12 protein-coding genes, 1 tRNA gene and 1 pseudogene are annotated in these 15,462 nt (G+C 59.7%); all 14 read left to right on the forward strand.

All coding sequences use genetic code 11. The annotated features are described in order from the left end of the window. Positions 1 to 68: pseudogene (locus tag UB43_RS29285) on the forward strand (elongation factor Tu); the annotation flags it as partial. A 53-nt stretch (positions 69 to 121) separates the two neighbouring features. Then, positions 122 to 197, forward strand: a tRNA-Trp gene (locus UB43_RS26315). Between the two features lie 44 nt (positions 198 to 241). Next, complete coding sequence (gene secE, locus UB43_RS26320; RefSeq protein ID WP_045217345.1) at positions 242 to 610, forward strand: preprotein translocase subunit SecE; 369 nt, start codon at positions 242 to 244, stop codon at positions 608 to 610. A 9-nt stretch (positions 611 to 619) separates the two neighbouring features. Continuing rightward, positions 620 to 1,153: a transcription termination/antitermination protein NusG gene (nusG, locus tag UB43_RS26325; protein WP_015475310.1), complete on the forward strand. Its 534-nt coding sequence runs from the start codon at positions 620 to 622 to the stop codon at positions 1,151 to 1,153. Positions 1,154 to 1,272: 119 nt separating this feature from the next. Continuing rightward, positions 1,273 to 1,704: a 50S ribosomal protein L11 gene (gene rplK, locus UB43_RS26330; protein WP_024767122.1), complete on the forward strand. Its 432-nt coding sequence runs from the start codon at positions 1,273 to 1,275 to the stop codon at positions 1,702 to 1,704. Then, on the forward strand, positions 1,704 to 2,399 hold the full coding sequence (gene rplA / locus UB43_RS26335; RefSeq protein WP_015475312.1) for a 50S ribosomal protein L1: 696 nt from the start codon (positions 1,704 to 1,706) through the stop codon (positions 2,397 to 2,399). The genes rplK and rplA overlap by 1 nt, the downstream gene beginning before the upstream one ends. A 217-nt stretch (positions 2,400 to 2,616) precedes the next feature. Continuing rightward, a complete protein-coding gene (gene rplJ / locus UB43_RS26340) occupies positions 2,617 to 3,117 on the forward strand; it encodes a 50S ribosomal protein L10 (protein ID WP_015475313.1) in 501 nt (166 codons plus the stop codon). Positions 3,118 to 3,193: 76 nt separating this feature from the next. Beyond that, complete coding sequence (gene rplL / locus UB43_RS26345; RefSeq protein WP_017516430.1) at positions 3,194 to 3,562, forward strand: 50S ribosomal protein L7/L12; 369 nt, start codon at positions 3,194 to 3,196, stop codon at positions 3,560 to 3,562. A gap of 223 nt (positions 3,563 to 3,785) precedes the next feature. Continuing rightward, the gene (gene rpoB, locus UB43_RS26350) at positions 3,786 to 7,859 is read left to right on the forward strand and encodes a DNA-directed RNA polymerase subunit beta (RefSeq protein ID WP_045217352.1); all 4,074 of its coding nucleotides are present in this window, start codon (positions 3,786 to 3,788) and stop codon (positions 7,857 to 7,859) included. A 65-nt stretch (positions 7,860 to 7,924) separates the two neighbouring features. Further along, positions 7,925 to 12,124, forward strand: a complete 4,200-nt coding sequence (gene rpoC, locus UB43_RS26355; protein ID WP_045217354.1) for a DNA-directed RNA polymerase subunit beta' — start codon at positions 7,925 to 7,927, stop codon at positions 12,122 to 12,124. A 154-nt stretch (positions 12,125 to 12,278) separates the two neighbouring features. Then, complete coding sequence (rpsL, locus tag UB43_RS26360) at positions 12,279 to 12,650, forward strand: 30S ribosomal protein S12 (protein ID WP_015475317.1); 372 nt, start codon at positions 12,279 to 12,281, stop codon at positions 12,648 to 12,650. 85 nt (positions 12,651 to 12,735) lie between these two features. Continuing rightward, positions 12,736 to 13,206, forward strand: a complete 471-nt coding sequence (gene rpsG / locus UB43_RS26365; protein ID WP_015475318.1) for a 30S ribosomal protein S7 — start codon at positions 12,736 to 12,738, stop codon at positions 13,204 to 13,206. A 30-nt stretch (positions 13,207 to 13,236) separates the two neighbouring features. Further along, positions 13,237 to 15,372 (forward strand): elongation factor G, encoded by a 2,136-nt coding sequence (gene fusA / locus UB43_RS26370; protein WP_045217356.1) that lies wholly within the window; start codon positions 13,237 to 13,239, stop codon positions 15,370 to 15,372. Positions 15,373 to 15,401: 29 nt separating this feature from the next. Continuing rightward, positions 15,402 to 15,462 (forward strand): hypothetical protein (locus tag UB43_RS29965; RefSeq protein WP_256205367.1); only part of this gene is annotated, 61 nt, incomplete at its 3' end.

The raw sequence follows: 15,462 nt of genomic DNA on the forward strand, positions 1-15,462 counted from the left end.
TGCGCTTCGCGATTCGCGAAGGCGGCCGTACCGTTGGTGCCGGCGTGGTTGCCAAGATCATCGAGTAATCGATTGATCTTTCCCTCTCAGGCCGGCATAATGGTCGGCCTGACTTTGTTCTAGGCCAGTAGCTCAATTGGCAGAGCGGCGGTCTCCAAAACCGCAGGTTGGGGGTTCGATTCCCTCCTGGCCTGCCAGATTTATCAAGATCTGGCACTTCTTTAAACGGGATTCCTAGCAGATGAATGCGAAGGTAGAAGCCAAAGAGTCGCGTCTTGATCTCTTGAAGTGGCTTGTGGTTGCAGTGCTGGTGGTGGTGGCTGTGGTTGCCAACCAGTATTACTCCGCGCAACCGATCTTCTATCGCGTTCTCGGTATCCTCGTGATGGCGGCTGTTGCGGGCTTTGTTTCGCTGCAGACCGTCAAGGGGCGTGCGTTCTTTACTCTGGCTAAAGAAGCTCGCGCCGAGATTCGCAAGGTTGTATGGCCGTCTCGTCAAGAGACAACTCAGACCACGCTGATCGTAGTGGCAGTAGTGCTGGTAATGGCGCTGGTGCTTTGGGGGCTCGACTCCCTGCTGGGTTGGCTGGTTTCCATGATTGTAGGTTAAGGGTGTTCCGTGGCTAAGCGTTGGTACGTTGTGCATGCCTACTCGGGTTACGAGAAGCATGTCATGCGCTCGCTGATCGAGCGGGTCAAACTGGCCGGCATGGAAGATGGGTTTGGTGAGATTCTCGTCCCCACCGAAGAAGTCGTGGAGATGCGGAACGGCCAGAAGCGCAAGAGCGAGCGCAAATTCTTCCCGGGCTATGTCCTGGTGCAGATGGAGATGAACGAGGGTACCTGGCACCTGGTCAAGGATACTCCTCGTGTCATGGGCTTCATTGGTGGTACCGCCGACAAGCCGGCGCCGATCACCGATAAAGAGGCTGATGCCATTCTGCGTCGTGTCGCCGATAGCGGTGACAAGCCGAAGCCGAAGACCCTGTTCGAGCCGGGCGAGACCGTTCGCGTCATCGATGGTCCGTTTGCCGACTTCAACGGCGTCGTCGAAGAAGTTAACTACGAAAAGAGCCGCATCCAGGTCGCTGTGCTCATTTTCGGTCGCTCTACTCCGGTAGAGCTGGAGTTCAGTCAGGTAGAGAAAGTCTAACTGGCACACTGAATCCCATACCCCGCAGCCCTAGGCTGCGGGGTTTTGTCGTCATTGGGATAAACGCGATAGCAACCGGGGAGCCCGTCAGGGCGCTTGACCCGCATTTGGAGTAGCAAATGGCTAAGAAAATCACGGCTTATATCAAGCTGCAAGTTAAGGCCGGCCAGGCCAACCCGTCGCCGCCCGTCGGCCCGGCTCTGGGTCAGCACGGCGTGAACATCATGGAATTCTGCAAGGCGTTCAACGCCAAGACCCAAGGCCAAGAGCCGGGTCTGCCGACTCCTGTGATCATCACCGTTTACAGCGACCGTAGCTTCACCTTCGAAACCAAGAGCACCCCCGCCGCCGTCCTGCTGAAAAAAGCAGCCGGCATCACCAGCGGTTCCGCTCGTCCGAACTCTCAGAAAGTCGGCACCGTTACCCGTGCTCAGCTGGAAGAGATCGCCAAGGCCAAGCAGGCTGACCTGACCGCTGCTGACCTGGACGCTGCCGTACGCACCATTGCTGGCTCCGCGCGCAGCATGGGCCTGAACGTGGAGGGTGTGTAATGGCTAAGCTGACCAAGCGTCAAAAGGCTATCGCCGAGAAGATCGAAGCAGGCAAGCAATACGGCTTCGAAGATGCCGCCAAGCTGCTGGCCGAGCTGTCGACCATCAAGTTCAAGGAGTCCGTGGACATCGCCATCAATCTGGGCGTTGATCCGCGTAAATCCGACCAGGTCGTACGTGGTGCCACCGTTCTGCCGAACGGCACCGGCAAATCCGTACGCGTTGCGGTCTTCACCCAGGGTCCTGGTGTTGAAGCTGCCCTGGCTGCCGGTGCAGACAAGGTTGGCATGGACGAACTGGCTGCCGAAATGAAAGCCGGCGACCTGAACTACGACGTCGTTATCGCCTCCCCGGACGCGATGCGTGTTGTTGGCCAGCTGGGCCAGGTACTGGGCCCGCGCGGTCTGATGCCGAACCCGAAAGTCGGCACCGTGACTCCGGACGTCGCTACCGCTGTCAAGAACGCCAAAGCCGGTCAAGTACGTTTCCGTACCGACAAGAACGGCATCATCCACGCTTCCGTTGGCAAGATCGACTTCGAGCCGGTCAAGCTGAAACAGAACGTGGAAGCGCTGCTGAGCGATCTGAAGCGCCTGAAGCCGTCCTCCTCGAAGGGCGTGTACGTTCAGCGCGTAACCCTGAGCACCACCATGGGCCCGGGTCTGCAGATCGATCAGGCTTCGCTGGAAGGCTGATGAACTAAGTCGAGTAGTGGGTTCGCCCACTGCTCGCAGGTATTGGGGTCCCTGCCTGGCGGGGGCTATCCAAGACCGTAGGCGGCGCAAGCCTTAAACCCGGGAGGCGATCCTCTCAAGCCTACGCAGATGGTGCTCCCGATTCGTTTACCGAATCAGACACCAAAACGCCGTCCGGCTCCGGCTGGACGAATCGGTAACATCCAGGAGTAAACCCGTGGCAATTAAACTCGAAGACAAGAAGGCCATCGTCGCTGAAGTCAACGAGGCTGCCAAAGCCGGTCTGTCCGCTGTCGTGGTTGATGCACGCGGCGTGACTGTCGGCGCTATGACCGGACTCCGTAAAGAGGCCCGCGCAGCTGGTGTGTACGTGAAAGTCGTACGTAACACCCTGCTCAAGCGCGCCGTTGAAGGCACTCAGTTTGAAGTGCTCAACGACGTGTTCAAGGGCCCGACCCTGATTGCTTTCTCCAACGAACATCCGGGCGCTGCCGCTCGTATCTTCAAGGAGTTTGCCAAGGGTCAGGACAAGTTCGAGATCAAGGCGGCCGCGTTCGAGGGTCAGTTCCTCGCAGCCAATCAGATCGACGTGCTGGCGACCCTGCCGACCTACAACGAAGCTGTTGCACAGCTGATGAGCGTGATCCAAGGCGCTACCAGCAAGCTGGCTCGTACTCTGGCGGCAATTCGCGATCAGAAAGAAGCTACCGCAGCCTAAGGCTCGGCATCTCCTTTCAACCTTTTTTGTTTAATTCGATGGCCTGAGGCCGTCACCCAATACAGGAATTAGAGTCATGGCTCTGACCAACGAAGACATCATCTCCGCCGTATCCGAAATGTCCGTCATGCAGATCGTTGAACTGATCAAGGCGATGGAAGAGAAGTTCGGCGTTACCGCTGCTGCCGCTACCGTTGCTGCTGCCGGCCCGGCTGCTGCCGCTGCTGAAGAGCAGACCGAGTTCACCATCGTCCTGGCCGAAGCTGGCGACAAGAAAGTGAACGTGATCAAGGTCGTTCGTGAACTGACCGGCCTGGGCCTGAAAGAAGCCAAGGCTGTCGTTGACGGCGCCCCGGGCGTGGTCAAGGAAGGCGCTTCGAAAGAAGAAGCCGAAGCTGCCAAGAAAGCCCTGGAAGAAGCAGGCGCCAAGGTCGAGCTCAAGTAAGTTCGTACCTTGCGTCGACAGCCCGAGCGTTAAGCGACAGGCTGATGGCTGGTGGCAAATGCCACCGGCCTTTTTCCGTTATGGGTGGGGTGCCGTGGGTGCCCCCTCCATAACGTGAAAATCCCGCCACGACTGGCGGCGCAAACCAAGGGTTTGCACGATTTTGGGCTGCTCCCCGCGCGGGAGAGGCCAATCAAGCAGGTGACCAAGCTGGGGAACGCTGATGGCTTACTCATACACTGAGAAAAAACGTATCCGCAAGGACTTTAGCAAGTTGCCGGACGTCATGGATGTGCCGTATTTGCTGGCCATCCAGCTGGATTCCTATCGCGAATTCCTGCAGGCCGGCGCGAGCAAGGACCAGGTTCGAGACATCGGCCTGCATGCGGCCTTCAAGTCCGTTTTCCCGATTATCAGCTATTCCGGCAATGCTGCCCTGGAATACGTCGGCTACCGTCTGGGCGAGCCGGCCTTTGATGTCAAGGAATGCGTGCTGCGCGGTGTGACCTTCGCGGTCCCGCTGCGTGTGAAAGTGCGCCTGATCATTTTCGACAAGGAGTCGTCGAACAAAGCGATCAAGGACATCAAGGAACAAGAAGTCTACATGGGGGAAATCCCCCTGATGACCGAGAACGGTACCTTCATCATCAATGGTACCGAGCGCGTCATCGTTTCCCAGCTGCACCGCTCCCCGGGTGTGTTCTTCGACCACGACCGTGGCAAGACCCACAGTTCCGGCAAGCTGCTGTACTCCGCTCGCATCATTCCTTACCGCGGTTCCTGGCTCGACTTCGAGTTCGACCCGAAGGATTGCGTGTTCGTTCGTATCGACCGTCGCCGCAAGCTGCCGGCTTCGGTACTGCTGCGCGCGCTGAACTACAGCACCGAGGAAATCCTCAACGCGTTCTATGACACCAACGTCTACGAGATCAAGGGCGAAACCCTGAATCTGGAGCTGGTGCCGTCGCGTCTGCGTGGCGAGATCGCCAGCTTCGACATCAAGGATGCTGCCGGCAAGGTCATCGTTGAAGCGGGTCGCCGTATCACCGCACGTCACATCAACCAGCTCGAGAAGGCCGGCATCAGCCAGCTGGAAGTGCCGTTCGACTACCTGATTGGCCGTACCGTGGCCAAGGCCGTCGTGCACCCGGCTACCGGCGAGATCATCGCTGAGTGCAACACCGAGCTGACCGTCGATGCCCTGGCCAAGATCGCCAAGGCCCAGGTTGCGCGTCTCGAAACGCTGTACACCAACGACATCGACTGCGGTCCGTTCATCTCCGACACGCTGAAGATCGACTCCACCAGCAACCAACTGGAAGCGCTGGTCGAGATCTATCGCATGATGCGTCCCGGCGAGCCGCCGACCAAGGAAGCTGCCGAGACCCTGTTCGGCAACCTGTTCTTCAGTGCCGAGCGTTACGACCTGTCTGCCGTCGGCCGCATGAAGTTCAACCGTCGTATCGGTCGTACCGAGATCGAAGGCGCTGGCGTCCTGAGCAAGGAAGACATCGTCGAGGTCCTCAAGACCCTGGTTGCCATCCGTAACGGTAAAGGTATCGTCGACGACATCGACCACCTGGGTAACCGTCGTGTCCGTTGTGTCGGCGAGATGGCCGAGAACCAGTTCCGTGTTGGCCTGGTGCGTGTTGAGCGCGCGGTCAAGGAACGTCTGTCGATGGCCGAAAGCGAAGGCCTGATGCCGCAGGACCTGATCAACGCCAAGCCGGTGGCTGCCGCGATCAAGGAGTTCTTCGGTTCCAGCCAGCTGTCGCAGTTCATGGACCAGAACAACCCGCTCTCCGAGATCACCCACAAGCGCCGCGTCTCCGCGCTCGGCCCAGGTGGTCTGACCCGTGAGCGCGCGGGCTTCGAGGTTCGTGACGTACACCCGACCCACTACGGCCGCGTGTGCCCGATCGAAACCCCTGAAGGTCCGAACATCGGTCTGATCAACTCCCTGGCCACCTACGCCCGCACCAACAAGTACGGCTTCCTGGAAAGCCCGTACCGCGTGGTGAAGGAAGGTCTGGTCAGCGACGACATCGTCTTCCTGTCCGCAATCGAAGAAGCTGACCACGTCATCGCTCAGGCGTCTGCGACCCTGAACGAAAAAGGCCAGCTGATTGACGAACTGGTTGCCGTACGTCACCTGAACGAATTCACTGTGAAGGCGCCGGAAGACGTCACCCTCATGGACGTATCGCCGAAGCAGGTCGTTTCCGTCGCTGCCTCGCTGATTCCGTTCCTCGAGCACGACGACGCCAACCGTGCACTCATGGGTTCGAACATGCAGCGTCAGGCTGTGCCGACCCTGCGCGCCGACAAGCCGCTGGTAGGTACCGGCATGGAGCGCAACGTCGCCCGTGACTCCGGTGTCTGCGTGGTTGCACGTCGCGGTGGTGTAATCGACTCGGTCGATGCCAGCCGTATCGTGGTTCGTGTTAACGACGACGAAGTCGAGACTGGCGAAGCCGGCGTCGACATCTACAACCTGACCAAATACACCCGTTCCAACCAGAACACCTGCATCAACCAGCGTCCGCTGGTGCAGAAGGGTGATCAGGTTTCGCGCAGCGACATCCTGGCCGACGGTCCGTCCACCGACATGGGTGAGCTGGCTCTGGGTCAGAACATGCGCGTAGCGTTCATGCCCTGGAACGGCTTCAACTTCGAAGACTCCATCTGCCTGTCCGAGCGCGTGGTCCAGGAAGATCGTTTCACCACGATCCACATCCAGGAACTGACCTGCGTTGCCCGTGACACCAAGCTCGGCCCAGAAGAAATCACCGCGGACATCCCGAACGTGGGTGAGGCTGCGCTGAACAAGCTGGACGAAGCTGGCATCGTCTACGTCGGCGCCGAAGTACAGGCTGGCGACATCCTGGTCGGCAAGGTCACCCCGAAAGGCGAGACCCAGCTGACTCCGGAAGAGAAGCTGCTGCGTGCGATCTTCGGTGAGAAGGCGTCCGACGTGAAGGACACTTCCCTGCGCGTGCCGACCGGCACCAAGGGTACCGTCATCGACGTACAGGTCTTCACTCGTGATGGCGTGGAGCGCGACAGCCGTGCCCTGTCCATCGAGAAGATGCAGCTGGACGAGATCCGCAAGGACCTGAACGAAGAGTTCCGCATCGTCGAAGGCGCAACCTTCGAGCGTCTGCGTTCCGCTCTGGTTGGCGCCAAGGCCGACGGCGGTCCTGCCCTGAAGAAAGGCGCAGAGATCACCGACGAGTACCTGGACGGCCTCGAGCGCGGCCAGTGGTTCAAGCTGCGCATGGCGGAAGACGCTCTGAACGAGCAGCTGGAGAAGGCCCAGGCCTACATCAGCGACCGCCGTCAGATGCTGGACGACAAGTTCGAAGACAAGAAGCGCAAGCTGCAGCAGGGCGACGACCTGGCTCCGGGCGTACTGAAGATCGTCAAGGTCTACCTCGCTATCAAGCGCCGCATCCAGCCGGGCGACAAGATGGCAGGCCGCCACGGTAACAAGGGTGTGGTCTCGGTGATCATGCCGGTCGAAGACATGCCGCACGACGTGCATGGCACTCCGGTCGACATCGTTCTGAACCCGCTGGGCGTACCGTCGCGTATGAACGTCGGTCAGATTCTCGAAACCCACCTGGGCCTCGCGGCCAAGGGCCTGGGCGAGAAGATCAACCGCATGCTCGAAGAGCAGCGCAAGATCGCCGAGCTGCGTGTGTTCCTGAACGAGATCTACAACGAGATCGGCGGCCGCCAGGAAAGCCTGGACGAGCTGAACGATAACGAGATCCTCGCTCTGGCCAACAACCTCAAGGGCGGCGTGCCCATGGCTACCCCGGTGTTCGACGGTGCCAAGGAGCGCGAAATCAAGGCCATGCTGAAGCTGGCCGACCTGCCGGAGAGTGGCCAGATGCGTCTGTATGACGGCCGCACCGGCAACCAGTTCGAGCGTACGACCACTGTTGGTTACATGTACATGCTCAAGCTGAACCACCTGGTCGATGACAAGATGCACGCACGTTCCACCGGCTCCTACAGCCTGGTTACCCAGCAGCCGCTGGGTGGTAAGGCGCAGTTCGGTGGCCAGCGTTTCGGGGAGATGGAGGTCTGGGCGCTGGAAGCCTACGGTGCCGCCTACACCCTGCAGGAAATGCTGACCGTGAAGTCGGACGACGTGAACGGCCGTACCAAGATGTACAAGAACATCGTGGACGGGGATCACCGCATGGAGGCCGGCATGCCCGAGTCCTTCAACGTGTTGATCAAAGAGATCCGCTCGCTCGGCATCGATATCGAACTGGAAACCGAATAACACGTGACGTCAAACGGTGCGGCTGGTCAAGGCCGGTCGCACCGGGTCCGTGAGGAGGAAAGGCCTTGAAAGACTTGCTTAATCTGTTGAAAAACCAGGGTCAGATCGAAGAGTTCGATGCCATCCGTATTGGCCTGGCCTCGCCCGAGATGATCCGTTCCTGGTCCTTCGGCGAAGTCAAGAAGCCGGAGACCATCAACTACCGTACCTTCAAGCCGGAGCGCGATGGTCTGTTCTGCGCCAAGATCTTTGGCCCGGTGAAGGACTATGAGTGCCTGTGCGGTAAGTACAAGCGCCTCAAGCACCGCGGTGTGATCTGCGAGAAGTGCGGCGTCGAAGTCGCGCTGGCCAAGGTGCGCCGTGAGCGCATGGGCCACATCGAGCTGGCCTCGCCGGTCGCCCACATCTGGTTCCTGAAGTCCCTGCCGTCCCGTATCGGCCTGCTGCTGGACATGACCCTGCGTGACATCGAACGCGTGCTCTATTTCGAGAGCTACGTGGTAATCGATCCGGGCATGACCACCCTCGAGAAGGGTCAGCTGCTGAACGACGAGCAGTACTTCGAAGCCCTCGAAGAGTTCGGTGACGACTTCGACGCCCGCATGGGTGCGGAAGCCGTTCGCGAGCTGCTCAACGCTATCGATCTGGAGCACGAGATCGGCCGCCTGCGCGAAGAGATTCCGCAGACCAACTCGGAAACCAAGATCAAGAAGCTGTCCAAGCGCCTGAAGCTGATGGAAGCCTTCCAGGGCTCCGGCAACCATCCCGAGTGGATGGTGCTGACTGTCCTGCCGGTGCTGCCGCCGGACCTGCGCCCGCTGGTTCCGCTGGATGGCGGCCGCTTCGCGACTTCGGATCTGAACGATCTGTATCGCCGCGTGATCAACCGTAACAACCGTCTGAAGCGCCTGCTCGACCTGGCTGCTCCCGACATCATCGTGCGCAACGAAAAGCGCATGCTGCAGGAAGCCGTCGACGCCCTGCTGGACAATGGCCGTCGTGGCCGTGCCATCACCGGCTCGAACAAGCGCCCGCTGAAGTCCCTGGCCGACATGATCAAGGGCAAGCAGGGTCGCTTCCGTCAGAACCTGCTCGGCAAGCGCGTGGACTACTCCGGCCGTTCGGTAATTACCGTAGGTCCGACCCTGCGTCTGCACCAGTGCGGTCTGCCGAAGAAAATGGCCCTGGAGCTGTTCAAGCCGTTCATCTTCGGCAAGCTGGAAGGTCGTGGCATGGCCACCACCATCAAGGCTGCCAAGAAGATGGTCGAGCGCGAGCTGCCGGAAGTGTGGGACGTTCTCGCCGAAGTCATCCGCGAACACCCCGTACTGCTGAACCGTGCGCCGACCCTGCACCGTCTGGGTATCCAGGCGTTCGAGCCGGTACTGATCGAAGGTAAGGCCATCCAGCTGCACCCGCTGGTCTGCGCCGCGTACAACGCCGACTTCGACGGTGACCAGATGGCCGTGCACGTTCCGCTGACCCTCGAGGCTCAGCTGGAAGCGCGCGCGCTGATGATGTCGACCAACAACATTCTGTCGCCCGCCAACGGCGAGCCGATCATCGTTCCGTCGCAGGACGTGGTAATGGGTCTGTACTACATGACCCGTGAAGCGATCAACGCGAAGGGCGAGGGCATGGCTTTCGCAGACCTGCAGGAAGTTGACCGCGCGTACCGCAGCGGCCAGGTGTCCCTGCACGCCCGCGTAAAAGTGCGCATCAACGAGAAGATCAAGAACGAAGACGGCTCCCTGACCGCCAACACCCGTATCGTCGACTCCACCGTCGGCCGTGCGCTGCTGTTCCAGGTTGTCCCGGCCGGCCTGCCCTTCGACGTGGTCAACCAGTCGATGAAGAAGAAGGCGATCTCCAAGCTGATCAACCACTGCTACCGCGTGGTGGGTCTGAAGGACACCGTCATCTTCGCTGACCAGCTGATGTACACCGGCTTCGCCTACTCGACCATCTCCGGTGTGTCGATCGGCGTGAACGACTTCGTCATCCCGGACGAAAAGGCCCGCATCATCGATGCCGCCACCGAGGAAGTGAAGGAGATCGAGAGCCAGTACGCTTCCGGCCTGGTAACCCAGGGCGAGAAGTACAACAAGGTGATCGACCTCTGGTCCAAGGCCAACGACGAAGTCTCCAAGGCGATGATGGCCAACCTCTCGAAAGAGAAGGTGACCGATCGCGAAGGCAAGCAGGTCGACCAGGAGTCCTTCAACTCCATGTACATGATGGCGGACTCCGGTGCGCGGGGTTCCGCGGCCCAGATCCGTCAGCTGGCCGGTATGCGTGGCCTGATGGCCAAGCCGGACGGCTCCATCATCGAGACCCCGATCACCGCGAACTTCCGTGAAGGCCTGAACGTACTCCAGTACTTCATCTCCACTCACGGTGCTCGTAAGGGTCTGGCGGATACCGCACTGAAGACCGCGAACTCCGGTTACCTGACCCGTCGTCTCGTCGACGTGGCCCAGGACCTGGTCGTGACCGAGATCGACTGCGGCACCGAGCATGGCCTGGTCATGTCCCCGCACATCGAAGGCGGCGACGTGGTAGAGCCGCTGGGTGAGCGTGTACTCGGCCGTGTGATCGCTCGTGACGTGTTCAAGCCGGGCAGCGACGACGTGATCGTCGAAGCCGGCACCCTGATCGACGAGAAGTGGGTCGATTTCCTCGAGCAGATGAGCGTCGACGAAGTCGTTGTGCGTTCGCCGATCACCTGCGAAACCCGTCATGGCATTTGCGCCATGTGCTACGGCCGCGATCTGGCCCGTGGTCACCGCGTGAACATCGGTGAGGCTGTCGGCGTTATCGCTGCCCAGTCGATCGGTGAGCCGGGTACCCAGCTGACCATGCGTACCTTCCACATCGGTGGTGCGGCCAGCCGTACTTCCGCCGTGGACAACGTCCAGGTCAAGAACGGCGGCACCATTCGCCTGCACAACCTGAAGCACGTAGAGCGTGCCGACGGCGCCCTGGTAGCGGTTTCCCGTTCCGGTGAGCTGGCGGTGGCCGACGACTTCGGTCGTGAGCGCGAGCGCTACAAGCTGCCGTACGGTGCGGTGATTTCCGTGAAGGAAGGTGACAAGGTCGACCCGGGCGCCATCGTCGCCAAGTGGGACCCGCACACCCACCCGATCGTCACCGAGATGGACGGCACCGTGGCCTTCGTGGGCATGGAAGAGGGCATCACCATCAAGCGCCAGACCGACGAACTGACCGGTCTGACCAACATTGAAGTGATGGATCCGAAGGATCGTCCGGCTGCCGGCAAGGACATCCGTCCGGCCGTGAAGCTGATCGACGCCGCTGGCAAGGATCTGCTGCTGCCGGGTACCGACGTACCGGCCCAGTACTTCCTGCCGGCGAACGCGCTGGTCAACCTCAACGATGGCGCGAAAGTGCGTATCGGTGACGTTATCGCGCGTATCCCGCAGGAAACCTCGAAGACCCGCGACATCACCGGTGGTCTGCCGCGCGTTGCCGACCTGTTCGAAGCTCGTCGTCCGAAAGAGCCTTCGATCCTGGCGGAAATCAGCGGCACCATCTCCTTCGGCAAGGAAACCAAGGGCAAGCGCCGCCTGGTCATCACCCCTACCGACGGTAGCGATCCGTACGAGGAGCTGATTCCGAAGTGGCGTCACCTGAACGTGTTCGAAGGTGAACAGGTGAGCCGTGGTGAAGTGATCTCCGACGGCCCGAGCAACCCGCACGACATCCTCCGTCTGCTGGGTGTGAGCTCGCTGGCCAAGTACATCGTCAACGAGATCCAGGACGTTTACCGTCTGCAGGGCGTGAAGATCAACGACAAGCACATCGAGACCATCCTGCGCCAGATGCTGCGCAAGGTCGAAGTGGCCGAGTCGGGCGATTCGTCCTTCATCAAGGGCGACCAGGTCGAACTGGTCCACGTGCTGGAAGAGAACGAAGTGCTGGGTACCCAGGACAAGTTCCCGGCCAAGTACGAGCGCGTTCTGCTGGGTATCACCAAGGCCTCGCTGTCCACCGAGTCGTTCATCTCGGCGGCATCCTTCCAGGAGACCACTCGCGTCCTCACCGAGGCAGCGGTCACCGGCAAGCGCGACTTCCTGCGCGGCCTGAAGGAAAACGTGGTCGTGGGTCGTCTGATCCCGGCGGGTACCGGTCTGGCTTACCACAGCGAGCGCAAGCGTCAGCGCGAACTCGGCAAACCGCAGCGTGTGAGCGCGAGCGAGGCCGAAGCAGCATTGGCCGAAGCGCTCAACCTGAGCGGTAACTAAGCCTCAAACAAAGCCCCGGTTGTCTTGACAACCGGGGCTTTGTCTTGACTGGAATCCGTAAGCTCTTTAGTATCTTGTACCCCGAAAATTGGCAGGGCGCATGCTCTGCCCATTTTCGTTTTTAAGTGTCGTAAGACAATCAGTGGAGCTATAGATGGCAACTATCAACCAGCTGGTGCGCAAGCCGCGCAAGCGCCTGGTAGACAAGAGCGGCGTTCCTGCCCTGCAGAACTGCCCTCAGCGTCGCGGCGTATGCACCCGCGTATACACCACCACCCCGAAGAAGCCGAACTCCGCACTGCGTAAAGTGTGCCGTGTTCGTCTGACCAACGGTTTCGAGGTTTCCTCGTACATCGGCGGTGAAGGCCACAACCTGCAAGAGCACAGCGTAGTGCTGATCCGCGGCGGTCGTGTAAAGGACCTTCCGGGTGTTCGCTACCACACCGTGCGCGGTTCGCTGGACACCTCCGGTGTCAAAGACCGTAAGCAGGGTCGTTCGAAGTACGGCGCGAAGCGTCCGAAGTAATTTTGTTTTCCTATTTGCTGAGTCGATAAGAGTAAGGTCGGGCATCGAGTCCCGGATTACCTGAAGACCGTTTGAGGGCTTATCAATGCCAAGACGTCGTGTAGCGGCCAAACGTGAGATCCTGGCCGATCCGAAATACGGAAGCCAGATTCTGGCGAAGTTCATGAACCACGTGATGGAAAGCGGCAAGAAAGCCGTTGCCGAGCGTATCGTTTACGGTGCTCTGGACAAGGTCAAAGAGCGCGGTAAAGGCGACCCCCTGGAACTCTTCGAAAAAGCACTCGACGCCATCGCTCCGCTGGTCGAAGTGAAGTCCCGCCGTGTTGGCGGTGCTACCTACCAGGTTCCGGTCGAAGTACGTCCGTCCCGTCGTAATGCACTGGCCATGCGCTGGCTGGTGGACTTCGCCCGCAAGCGTGGCGAGAAGTCCATGGCTCTGCGTCTCGCTGGCGAACTGATGGACGCCGCTGAAGGTAAAGGCGCCGCTGTCAAGAAGCGTGAAGACGTACACCGTATGGCCGAGGCCAACAAAGCGTTCTCGCACTACCGCTTCTAATTACGGCAACACTACTTCTGCGAGGGCTTTATGGCTCGTAACACAGCAATCAACCGCTACCGGAACATTGGTATCTGTGCCCACGTTGACGCGGGCAAGACCACCACCACCGAGCGGATCCTGTTCTACACAGGTCTCAGCCACAAGATGGGTGAGGTGCATGACGGCGCTGCCACTACCGACTGGATGGTGCAGGAGCAGGAGCGTGGTATTACCATCACCTCCGCTGCGATCACCACCTTCTGGGAAGGTTCGCGCGGCCAGTACGACAAGTACCGCGTAAACGTCATCGACACCCCCGGCCACGTAGACTTCACCATTGAAGTTGAGCGCTCCCTGCGCGTACTGGACGGCGCTGTCGTTGTGTTCTGCGGCACCTCCGGCGTTGAGCCGCAGTCCGAAACCGTATGGCGTCAAGCCAACAAGTACGGCGTTCCGCGTATCGTTTACGTGAACAAGATGGACCGCGCCGGCGCCAACTTCCTGCGCGTCGTCGGTCAGATCAAGAACCGCCTGGGTCACACCCCGGTTCCGGTTCAGCTGGCCATCGGTGCAGAAGATGACTTCCAGGGTCAGGTTGACCTGCTGAAGATGAAGGCCATCTACTGGAACGAAGACGACAAGGGCACTTCCTATCGTGAGGAAGAAATTCCTGCCGATATGGTTGAGCTGGCCACCGAGTGGCGCAACAACATGGTCGAGGCTGCTGCCGAAGCCAACGAAGAGCTGATGAACAAGTACCTGGAAGAGGGTGAGCTGTCGATCGAAGAGATCAAGGCTGGCCTGCGTCTGCGTACTATCGCCTGCGAAATCGTACCGGCTGTCTGTGGCTCTTCGTTCAAGAACAAGGGCGTGCCCCTGGTTCTCGACGCCGTCATCGACTTCCTGCCTGCTCCGACCGAGATCCCTGCTATCCAGGGTATCCACCCGGATCACATTGACGACGGCGACGAAGCTCCGAAGGACGATCGTCCTGCCGACGACAATGCTCCGTTCTCGGCTCTGGCATTCAAGATCGCCACCGACCCGTTCGTAGGTACTCTGACCTTCGTTCGTGTCTACTCGGGCGTTCTGGAGTCCGGTAACTCCGTTATCAACTCCGTGAAAGGCAAGAAAGAGCGCGTTGGTCGTATGGTGCAGATGCACGCCAACCAGCGTGACGAGATCAAAGAAGTACGCGCTGGCGACATCGCTGCTCTGATCGGCATGAAGGACGTCACCACCGGTGACACCCTGTGCGACATCGAGAAGCCGATCATCCTCGAGCGTATGGACTTCCCGGAGCCGGTAATCTCGGTGGCTGTTGAGCCGAAGACCAAGGCTGACCAGGAGAAGATGGGCATTGCCCTCGGCAAGCTGGCTCAGGAAGACCCGTCGTTCCGCGTGAAGACCGACGAAGAAACCGGCCAGACCATCATCTCCGGTATGGGTGAGCTGCACCTGGACATCCTCGTCGACCGCATGAAGCGTGAATTCGGCGTTGAGGCGAACATCGGCAAGCCGCAGGTTTCGTACCGCGAAACCATCTCGAAGGACAACATCGAGATCGAAGGCAAGTTCGTTCGTCAGTCCGGTGGTCGCGGCCAGTTCGGTCACTGCTGGATTCGCTTCTCGACTCCGGACGTGGACGACAAGGGCAACATCACTGAAGGCCTGGTCTTCACCAACGAAGTCGTGGGCGGTGTGGTTCCGAAGGAATACATCCCGGCCATCCAGAAGGGCATCGAAGAGCAGATGAAGAACGGCGTTGTTGCCGGCTATCCGCTGATCGGCCTGAAGGCGACCGTCTTCGATGGTTCCTACCACGACGTCGACTCCAACGAGATGGCGTTCAAGATCGCTGCTTCCATGGCGACCAAGCAGCTGGCCCAGAAGGGCGGCGGCAAGGTTCTGGAGCCGATCATGAAGGTGGAAGTGGTGACACCTGAGGACTACATGGGTGACGTGATGGGTGACCTGAACCGTCGTCGTGGTCTGATTCAGGGGATGGAAGACTCGGTTTCCGGTAAGGTTATCCGTGCCGAGGTTCCGCTGGGCGAGATGTTCGGTTATGCAACCGACGTGCGTTCCATGTCCCAGGGTCGCGCTAGCTACTCCATGGAATTCTCCAAGTATGCTGAAGCTCCGGCGAACGTCGTCGAAGCTCTGGCCAAAAAACAAGCTTGATTCAGCTCTTTTAGTAAGAGGTTACTCTCGTGGCTAAAGAAAAATTTGAACGTAACAAACCGCACGTCAACGTCGGCACCATCGGTCACG

The organism is Pseudomonas sp. 21 (assembly GCF_000955805.1).
In the GTDB taxonomy this organism is placed as follows: Bacteria; Pseudomonadota; Gammaproteobacteria; order Pseudomonadales; family Pseudomonadaceae; genus Pseudomonas.

Bases quoted from the DNA above. Each gene is read 5' to 3' on its own strand.
- rplL (WP_017516430.1), top strand. From the start codon at position 3,194: ATGGCTCTGACCAACGAAGACATCATCTCCGCCGTATCCGAAATGTCC.
- rpsL (WP_015475317.1), top strand. From the start codon at position 12,279: ATGGCAACTATCAACCAGCTGGTGCGCAAGCCGCGCAAGCGCCTGGTA.
- rpoB (WP_045217352.1), top strand. From the start codon at position 3,786: ATGGCTTACTCATACACTGAGAAAAAACGTATCCGCAAGGACTTTAGC.
- rplK (WP_024767122.1), top strand. From the start codon at position 1,273: ATGGCTAAGAAAATCACGGCTTATATCAAGCTGCAAGTTAAGGCCGGC.
- rpsG (WP_015475318.1), top strand. From the start codon at position 12,736: ATGCCAAGACGTCGTGTAGCGGCCAAACGTGAGATCCTGGCCGATCCG.
- secE (WP_045217345.1), top strand. From the start codon at position 242: ATGAATGCGAAGGTAGAAGCCAAAGAGTCGCGTCTTGATCTCTTGAAG.
- fusA (WP_045217356.1), top strand. From the start codon at position 13,237: ATGGCTCGTAACACAGCAATCAACCGCTACCGGAACATTGGTATCTGT.
- rplA (WP_015475312.1), top strand. From the start codon at position 1,704: ATGGCTAAGCTGACCAAGCGTCAAAAGGCTATCGCCGAGAAGATCGAA.